The organism is Streptomyces sp. DvalAA-14 (assembly GCF_900091855.1).
Lineage (GTDB): Bacteria > Actinomycetota > Actinomycetes > Streptomycetales > Streptomycetaceae > Actinacidiphila.
The window spans coordinates 1-8,192 of record NZ_FMCH01000029.1 but is presented as its reverse complement, the minus strand read 5'-3'; the positions used below and the strand labels follow the sequence as shown (position 1 = coordinate 8,192).

At 73.4% G+C, this 8,192-nt stretch carries 7 protein-coding genes; all 7 read left to right on the top strand.

All coding sequences use genetic code 11. From position 1 onward, the window contains the following. On the top strand, positions 1 to 436 hold a 436-nt coding region (locus tag GA0115240_RS01785; protein WP_093734874.1), incomplete at its 5' end, for an acyltransferase. Positions 437 to 964: 528 nt separating this feature from the next. Next, positions 965 to 2,251 (top strand): hypothetical protein, encoded by a 1,287-nt coding sequence (locus GA0115240_RS01780; protein WP_093734873.1) that lies wholly within the window; start codon positions 965 to 967, stop codon positions 2,249 to 2,251. Then, positions 2,248 to 3,015: a WecB/TagA/CpsF family glycosyltransferase gene (locus GA0115240_RS01775; RefSeq protein ID WP_093734872.1), complete on the top strand. Its 768-nt coding sequence runs from the start codon at positions 2,248 to 2,250 to the stop codon at positions 3,013 to 3,015. The genes GA0115240_RS01780 and GA0115240_RS01775 overlap by 4 nt, the downstream gene beginning before the upstream one ends. Then, positions 3,015 to 4,271 carry a nucleotide sugar dehydrogenase gene (locus GA0115240_RS01770; protein ID WP_093734871.1) on the top strand — a complete coding sequence of 419 codons (1,257 nt, stop codon included), beginning with the start codon at positions 3,015 to 3,017 and terminating at the stop codon, positions 4,269 to 4,271. The genes GA0115240_RS01775 and GA0115240_RS01770 overlap by 1 nt, the downstream gene beginning before the upstream one ends. A 4-nt stretch (positions 4,272 to 4,275) precedes the next feature. Beyond that, complete coding sequence (gene wecB / locus GA0115240_RS01765) at positions 4,276 to 5,523, top strand: non-hydrolyzing UDP-N-acetylglucosamine 2-epimerase (protein ID WP_237554530.1); 1,248 nt, start codon at positions 4,276 to 4,278, stop codon at positions 5,521 to 5,523. Beyond that, the gene (locus tag GA0115240_RS01760; RefSeq protein ID WP_237554529.1) at positions 5,510 to 6,439 is read left to right on the top strand and encodes a chain length determinant protein; all 930 of its coding nucleotides are present in this window, start codon (positions 5,510 to 5,512) and stop codon (positions 6,437 to 6,439) included. Before wecB ends, GA0115240_RS01760 begins: the two co-directional genes overlap by 14 nt. A gap of 294 nt (positions 6,440 to 6,733) precedes the next feature. Beyond that, the gene (locus GA0115240_RS01755) at positions 6,734 to 8,110 is read left to right on the top strand and encodes an oligosaccharide flippase family protein (protein WP_093734870.1); all 1,377 of its coding nucleotides are present in this window, start codon (positions 6,734 to 6,736) and stop codon (positions 8,108 to 8,110) included. Positions 8,111 to 8,192 lie beyond the last annotated feature (82 nt).

Sequence of the window (8,192 nt, the reverse complement as noted above, 5' to 3'; positions counted from 1 at the left end):
CAACGTCAAACTGCAGAACTACGCACTGGTCTACGAGCCGGCCGAGTTGGCCGACGGGGTCTTCGTCGGCCCCGCGGCGGTGCTCACCAATGACTACTTCCCGCGCTCGGTGGACCCGGACGGGAAGCTGAAGCGCGGCGGGGACTGGGAGCCGGTCGCGGTGCGCGTCGCCGAGGGGGCCTCGCTGGGCGCGCGTTCGGTGTGCGTGGCCCCGGTGGCGGTGGGCCGCTGGGCGCTGGTCGCGGCCGGCGCCGTCGTCACCCGGGACGTACCGGATTTCGCGCTGGTCGCGGGAGTGCCCGCCCGGCGGATCGGCTGGGTCGGCCGGGCCGGGGAGCGGCTGGCCGAGCAGGCCGGCCGGCCCGGGGTGTGGCAGTGTCCGCGCACCGGCGCGCTGCACGACGAGAAGGACGGCGTGCTCACCGAGCGGCGCTGAGCCGGACGGGCCGCGACAGCGTCGGACGGTGCCGGACGGCGCCTGACGGCCCAGCGGTGCCCGGGTGTTGCCCGCGCCGCCGAGCCGGAACGGCACGTGAACGGACGGCGGCAGATTTCCGCAAAACGTCAATCAGCGCATATCCGTAGGCATATCGTGTTCCACGGTGTGGGCTGGCACGGCCGGACAAGTCAAACGGCCGCGTCCAGTGGGGGGTTGGAGATCGGTGACGGCATTCGCCGGCCGGGGACCGGAGGCGTCGGGCGCCGAGGGGCTACCGGGGCGGCGGGGCCTGTGCCCGCGTCCGGCCGAAAGCCGGAATCCCGGGGGTGGTGAGGGACCACCGCCGGGCCGATCGACACAGCGACCAGGGGGGCTGGGGTGCCAGACCGAAACGGTCCTGGCGGGTGTGCCGCACACCGCCGGGCCGGTGCTCCGTGCCGCGCACGGGCACTGCTTCTCCGGTGTACGCGTGCGAAGTGAGTACACCCGCGGGCAGGGCATGCCCATGATCATTGTGAGGGGACGATGACCACGACACGTCTGCTGGCCCTGAGCCGGCAGGATCCACCGCTGCACGCGCTCGCCGAGCGCCTGCTCGCGCTCGCGGAGGCCGGACTGCCGGCGATGTACCTGCCGGACCGGGACACCTTCGTGTTCACCCGGGCCGCGCAGGCCGCGCCCGGCGGCGGCTGGACCCTGGAGAACCGGGGCGAGAGCACCCGCTACGCCGCCATCACCGCGCTCGGCGCCCGGCTGCTGCCCGAGGACCGGCAGCGGGCGGTGCTCGGCGGCCACACCGCCGAGGAGTTCGCCGGGCTGCTGGTCCAGCGGCTGCCAGGAGTGACCAACCTCGGCGACGCGGCGCTGATCGCCTGGGCCGCCGCCGAGACCGGGCACCCCAAACTGGCCGACGCCCTGGGCCGGGTGGCCGCGCTCGACACCGGCAGCGGCCCGCGCTACACCGTCGAGGCCGCCTGGGTGCTGTCCGCGCTGGCCGCCGCCCGGGACACCGTGGACGTCGAGCGGCGGATCACCGCCGCCCGCGACCGGCTGCTGCGGGCCCGGATCGGCGACAGCCCGCTCTTCCCGCACGCCACCGGGCCCGGCCTGGTGCCCTGGTACCGGGCGCACGTCAGCTGCTTCGCCGACCAGACCTACCCGCTCCAGGCACTGGCCCGCACCCACGCCGGCGGCGACGACCCCGCGGCACTGGCCGCGGCCGACGCCTGCGCCGCCCGGATCTGCGCACTCCAGGGCGAGGCCGGCCAGTGGTGGTGGCACTACGACGCCCGCACCGGCGGCCTGGTGGAGGGCTACCCCGTCTACAGCGTGCACCAGCACGCCATGGCGCCGACCGCGCTGTTCGACCTCGCGGACGCCGGCGGCGCCGACTTCCGCCCGGCGATACGACGGGGCCTGAGCTGGATGGCCGGGCCCGCCGAACTCAGCGCCGGGCCCGCCACCGGGCCCGCCCCCGCGACGACTCGGCCCGCCCCCGCGACCACCGGGCCCGCCGCCTCACCCACCGGGCCCGAGCCCGTCATCCAGGACGACCTCGCCGTCACCTGGCGCAAGGTCTACCGCGGCGACCCCAAGAAGGCGGTCCGCGCCGCCCGCGGCCTGACCACCCGCGCGGTCCGCCGGGCCAGGATCGCGCCGCTCGACCGGATCTACCGGCCCACCGCCGTCGACCGCGAGTGCCGCCCCTACGAGTTCGGCTGGATGCTGTACGCCTGGCTCGCGCAGGACGCGGCGCGGCCCGCCGATCCCGCCGCCCGCGGCGCTCAGCCGGCCGCGGGGGAGCAGCGATGACCCGCCGCACGCTCTTCGGCGTCGGCCTCGACGCGCTGACCATGGACGAGACGGTCCAGCGCTGCCTGGACGCGGTCCGCGACCACCGCCAGCTGGAGGTCGGCGTGGTCAACGCCGCCAAGCTGGTCAACATGCGGCGCGACCCCCGGCTGGCCGCCGCCGTCTCCGGCTGCGACCTGGTGGTGGCCGACGGCCAGGCCGTGGTCTGGGCGAGCCGGCTGCTGCGCTCGCCGCTTCCCGAACGGGTGGCCGGCATCGACCTGTTCATGCGGCTGCTGGCCGAGGCCGAACCGAAAGGCCTCGGCGTCTACTTCCTCGGCGCCCGCGCGGACGTGCTGGACCTGATGATCGGCGAGGTCCGGACCCGCTTCCCGGACCTGCGGATCGCCGGCCACCGCAACGGCTACTTCGCCGACGCCGAGCAGGAGGCGATCGCCGGTGCCATCGCGGACAGCGGCGCCGACCTGCTCTTCCTCGGCATGACCTCGCCGAAGAAGGAGATCTTCACCGCCGCCTACGGCAAGCGCACCGGCGTCCACGTCGTGCACGGCGTCGGCGGCTCCTTCGACATCCTCGCCGGAGTCACCAAGCGCGCCCCCCGGGGCTGGCAGCGGCTCGGCCTGGAATGGTTCTACCGCCTGCTCCAGGAACCGCGCCGCCTCGCCCGGCGCTACCTCACCACCAACGCGGCCTTCCTGCTCATGACGGCCCGGGAACTCATTCGCCGCACGCCCGCAGCCGGTTCTGCGAACAGGAGTCTTTGATGCGAGTCGTCGTCGTCGGACAGGGATACGTAGGGCTGCCGCTGGCGATCCGTGCCGCGGAGGTCGGGCACGAGGTCATCGGCTACGACGTGGACGCCGGCCGGGTCAAGAGCCTGGCCGCGGGCGTCTCCTTCGTGGAGGACGTCTCCTCCGAGCGGATCGCGGCCGCCATGGAGAACGGCACCTACCGCGCCAGCGACGCGGCACGGGACTGCGGCGGGTTCGACATCGCCGTGGTGACCGTGCCGACACCGCTGACCGACGGGGTGCCGGACCTGCGCTACATCGAGGAATCGGCGCGCACCCTGGCCCGCTACCTGCGGCCGGGCGCCACCGTGATCCTGGAGTCGACCACCTACCCCGGCACCACCCAGGAGCTGTTCGCCCCGCTGCTGGAGGACGGCTCCGGGCTCACCGCCGGCGCCGACTTCAACCTCGGCTACAGCCCCGAGCGGATCGACCCGGGCAACCCGGTGTGGGGCTTCAAGGAGACCCCCAAGGTCGTCTCCGGGGTGGACGCGGCCTCGCTGAAGGCCGTCCAGGCCTTCTACGCCGAACTCGTCGACACCACGGTGCCGGTCGGCTCGCCCAAGGAGGCCGAGCTGGCCAAGCTGCTGGAGAACACCTTCCGGCACGTCAACATCGCCCTGGTCAACGAGATAGCGATGTTCGCCCGCCACCTCGACATCGATGTGTGGCAGGCCATCGACGCCGCCTCCAGCAAGCCGTTCGGTTTCATGAAGTTCACCCCGGGACCGGGCGTCGGCGGCCACTGCCTGCCGATCGACCCCTCCTACCTGTCCTGGCGGGTGCAGCGCGAACTCGGCCAGAACTTCCGCTTCGTGGAGCTCGCCAACGACATCAACGGCCACATGCCCGACTATGTGACCCGCCGGGTGATGGACGCCTTCAACAAGCAGCGCCGCTCGGTCAACGGCTCGCGGGTGCTGCTGCTGGGACTGGCGTACAAGAAGAACACCGGCGACGCCCGCGAGTCGCCGTCGCTGCGGGTCTCCCAGCTGCTGCTGGACATGGGCGCCGAGGTGCGGGCAGCCGACCCGCACGTGGTGGAGACCGCGGCGGTCGACTCCCGGCTGGTCCGGGTCGAGCTGACCCAGCAGGAACTGGCCGCCGCCGATGTGGTGGTGCTGCTCACCGACCACGACGCCTTCGACTACGACCTGGTGATGGCGCACGCCTCCCTCGTGCTCGACTGCCGCCGCCGGCTGTCCGGGCCGACGATCGAGGTGCTCTGAGCCGATGCGCACCACCGACTCCACCGGCCCGACCGAACCGACCGGCTCCACCGGACCGACCGGCCCTACCGAACCCGAGGACCCTGCGAGCTCCGTGATGAAAATCGTCTGCGTGGCCGGGGCCCGCCCCAACTACATGAAGATCAAGCCGGTGATGGACGCGCTGGAGCGCCGGGGCGCCGAGGTCGTCCTGGTGCACACCGGACAGCACTACGACGACGCGATGAACGAGGTCTTCTTCCGCGACCTCGGCATCCGGCCGCCCGACCGCTTCCTCGGCGTGGGCTCGGGCAGCCACGCCGAGCAGACCGGCCGGGTGATGACCGCCTTCGAGCCGCTGCTCCAGGAGGTGGCCCCGGACGCGGTGGTGGTCGTCGGCGACATCAACTCCACGCTGGCCTGCGCCCTGGTCACCGCCAAGGCCGGCCCGCTGCTGGCCCATGTCGAGGCCGGCCTGCGCAGCCGCGACTGGGGCATGCCCGAGGAGGTCAACCGGGTCGCCACCGACCGGGTCAGCGACTACCTGCTGGCGCCGTCGCCCGACGCGGCCGACAATCTGCGGGCCGAGGGCTACCGCGACGACCAGATCCACGTCGTCGGCAATGTCATGATCGACACCTTGCTGGCCAACCTGGAGCGCGCCCGGCGCTCCGACGTACTGGAGCGCCACGGCCTGACCCCCAAGGGGTACGGCCTGGTGACCCTGCACCGGCCGGCCAATGTGGACGACCCGGCGATCCTGGCCGGGCTGCTCAAGGCCCTCGGCGAGATCGCCGCGCACTGCCCGCTGCTGCTGCCGGTGCACCCCAGGGCGGCCGGCCGGCTGGCCGAACTCGGCGTGCCCGGCGGCATCCGGCTGGTCCCGCCGGCCGGCTATCTGGACTTCATCGCGCTGCAGGACTCCGCCCGGGTGGTGCTGACCGACTCCGGGGGTGTGCAGGAGGAGACCACCGCGCTCGGCGTCCCCTGCGTGACACTGCGGGACAACACCGAACGGCCGATCACCGTCGAGCAGGGCACCAACGTCTTGGCGGGCCGCGACCCGGACCGTATCGTCGCCACCACCGCGCGGGTGCTGGCACAGCCGCCGGCCGCGCGCCGCCCCGAGCTGTGGGACGGCCGGGCCAGCGAACGCATCGCGGACGTGCTGCTGGAAGGAGGTACCGCCCGGACCCGGCGCAGACCCACCGATATGCTCTCGACCACGCAACACGGGGCCGCGAGGGGGAACTTCAACCATGGATCTCGCTGAGATCTGCCGGGTCATGGGCAGACGCTGGTACGTCCTGGTACCCGGTCTGCTGCTGACCGCGGTCCTGACGGCCGGCGCCTATCTGGCGGTACCGGTCGCGTACCAGTCGCAGAGCACCGTGATGCTGCTCAACTCGCAGAAGGCCACCGTCGCCTTCGACGGCAATCCGTTCCTGAGCACCCAGACCTCGCTGACCGGCATGGCCGACAGCCTGGCCCGCAATCTCAACTCGGACGCCTCCATCGCCGACCTGCGCCACCAGGGCGCGTCCGGGACCTCGGCGGCGAAGATCGCCGACAACGCCCAGGGCCCGCTGATGTGGCTGACCGTCACCGGCACCGACCAGGCCGCCGTGCTGAAGTCCGACAAGCTGTTCACCGCGTACGCCAAGAAGCGGCTGGAGGAATTCCAGGTGCAGCAGGCGGTCGCGGACCAGGCGATGATCCGGATGACCACCATCGTGCCGCCGCAGAATCCGGTCGCCCAGACCAAGACCCGGCTGGAGTACCTGGTGCTGGCCGCGCTGGCCGGACTCGTGGTCAGCATGGTGGCGACCTTCTATGTCGAGGCCCGGCTGCGCAAGCCCGGCGGGCGGCGGGCGGCGGGCCACCCGGCCGGCCATTCGGCGGGCCCGGGCTCCCCGGCCTCCGAGGGCTCCGAGGGTGTCGCGGCCCATCAGCCGGAGCCGGCCGGTCCGGACCCGGCCGCTGATTCGGCCGGCGCGGCGGAGCTGGCGGGCCGGGCGGCGGCGGCCAGAGCGGCCCGGGCGGCCCGGACCGCGCCCCGCTGGTCGAGCGACGGCGAATCGGCCGACCCGGACGGCGCCGACCAGGACCCGGAACCGGCCGCCGCACCGCCCGAGGCCCGGAGGGACCCGACCGCGACCACCGAGAGCGACGCGCACCGCTTCGTGTGACCCGCCTTTCGACGAGCCGCTCGGCAAGGAGTCGTCCCATGAACAGGGCGCGCGCAACGGACACCGCGGCGAAGGAAGCCGCCGCCGTCAACGCCCCTCCCGCCCCGACCACCCCGGCCGCACCAGCGGTGACCCGGCCCCGCCGGACACCCCTCGTGGGCGATCCGGGACCCGGAGCCGCTGCCGCCGCTCGCGGAGCCCGTACCGGAGGTCCCCGCGCCACCGGCGGACGGCGCGGCCGCGCCGCTGGGCCACCGGGTACGCTCGGCCGCCCGCTGGAGCCTGATCAACACCATGGTGATGCGGCTCGGCAACTTCGCCACCGGCATCATCCTCGCCCGCTTCGCCCTCGGCCCGGCCGCCTGGGGCGTCTACGGCATCGCGCAGACCGTGCTGCTGGTGCTGCTGTCGGCCAACGAACTCGGCGTCGGCCTGGCCATCGTCCGCTGGGAGGGCGACCCGCGCCGCTTCGCGCCCACCGTGCTCACCCTCAGCGCCCTGTCCAGCACCGCCCTCTACGTGGCCCTGTTCGCCGCCGCCCCGGCCGTCGCGCACTCCCTGGGCTCGCCGGAGGCGTCCGGGGTGCTGCGGGTGATGTGCCTGTGCGTCATCCTCGACGGCATCGCCCAGGTACCGGCCGGCTTCCTCACCCGGGAGTTCGCCCAGGGCCGGCGGATGGTCATCGACGCCCTCAACTTCGGCTTGAGCACCGCCGTGACGCTGGTGCTGGCCTTCCAGGGCATGGGCGCCATGAGCTTCGCCTGGGGCGCGGTGGCCGGCAATGTCGCCGCCCTGCTCGGCTTCTGCCTGGCCGCCCCCGGCACCTTGATCTTCGGCTGGGACGCCCGGCAGGCCCGGGCGCTGCTGCGCTTCGGCCTGCCGCTGGCCGGCGCGAGCCTGCTCGCCCTCGGCGTGGTCAACGTCGACACCCTCGTGGTCGGCTCCACCCTCGGCAAAGTCGAACTCGGCTTCTACGTGCTGGCGTTCAACATCTCCAGCTGGCCGGTCCGGATCATCTCGGAGGCCGCGCGCCGGGTCTCCTTCGCCGGCTTCTCCCGGCTGGCGGACTCCGCGCAGGGCCTGGCCCGCGGATTCAGCCGCGCCCTCGGTGTGGTGATCACCGGCACCGTACCGATCTGCGTCCTGCTGGCCGGCCTGTCCCGGCCGGTCGTCGATCTGATCTACGGCGACGAGTGGGTGCCGGCCGCCAAGGCGCTGCCCTGGCTGATGGGTCTGGGACTGATCCGGATCGGCTGCGAACTCGCCTACGACTGCCTGGTCGCGCTCGGCCGGCGCCGCTCGCTGATCGGGGTGCAGGGCCTGTGGCTCGTCGCCCTGATCCCGGTCCTCGTCGTCGCCGCGCGCACCCGCGGCATCGTCGGCGTCTCCCAGGGCCATGTCCTGGTCGCCGCCGGGCTCGTCGTGCCCTTCTTCCTGCTCGCCCTGAGGGGCGGCGGCATCGGCCTGCGGTGGATCGCCCGGGCCTGCGCCTGGCCGTTCCTCGGCGGCGCGGTGATGGCCGTCACCATCCTCTCCCTGGAGCGGCGGTACGGCGACGGCCGCGCCGCACTCTTCGCCATCGGCGCGGTGGCCCTGGCGCTGTACGCCGTGTGCGTACTGCCGAGCCGCACCTTCCTGCGCGGCGCCGCGCCGCCTCCCCAGACTCCCTAAGGGGCTCCCATGCTCCGCAGAAGACTTCCGTTCGTGGTGGCCGGCGTGGTGTTAGCGCTGGTGCTCTCGGTGGTGCTCGCCG

Excerpts from the sequence above, each read along its gene's own strand:
- GA0115240_RS01780 (WP_093734873.1), top strand. The coding sequence starts at position 965 with ATGACCACGACACGTCTGCTGGCCCTGAGCCGGCAGGATCCACCGCTG.
- GA0115240_RS01775 (WP_093734872.1), top strand. The coding sequence starts at position 2,248 with ATGACCCGCCGCACGCTCTTCGGCGTCGGCCTCGACGCGCTGACCATG.
- GA0115240_RS01770 (WP_093734871.1), top strand. The coding sequence starts at position 3,015 with ATGCGAGTCGTCGTCGTCGGACAGGGATACGTAGGGCTGCCGCTGGCG.
- wecB (WP_237554530.1), top strand. The coding sequence starts at position 4,276 with ATGCGCACCACCGACTCCACCGGCCCGACCGAACCGACCGGCTCCACC.
- GA0115240_RS01760 (WP_237554529.1), top strand. The coding sequence starts at position 5,510 with ATGGATCTCGCTGAGATCTGCCGGGTCATGGGCAGACGCTGGTACGTC.
- GA0115240_RS01755 (WP_093734870.1), top strand. The coding sequence starts at position 6,734 with ATGGTGATGCGGCTCGGCAACTTCGCCACCGGCATCATCCTCGCCCGC.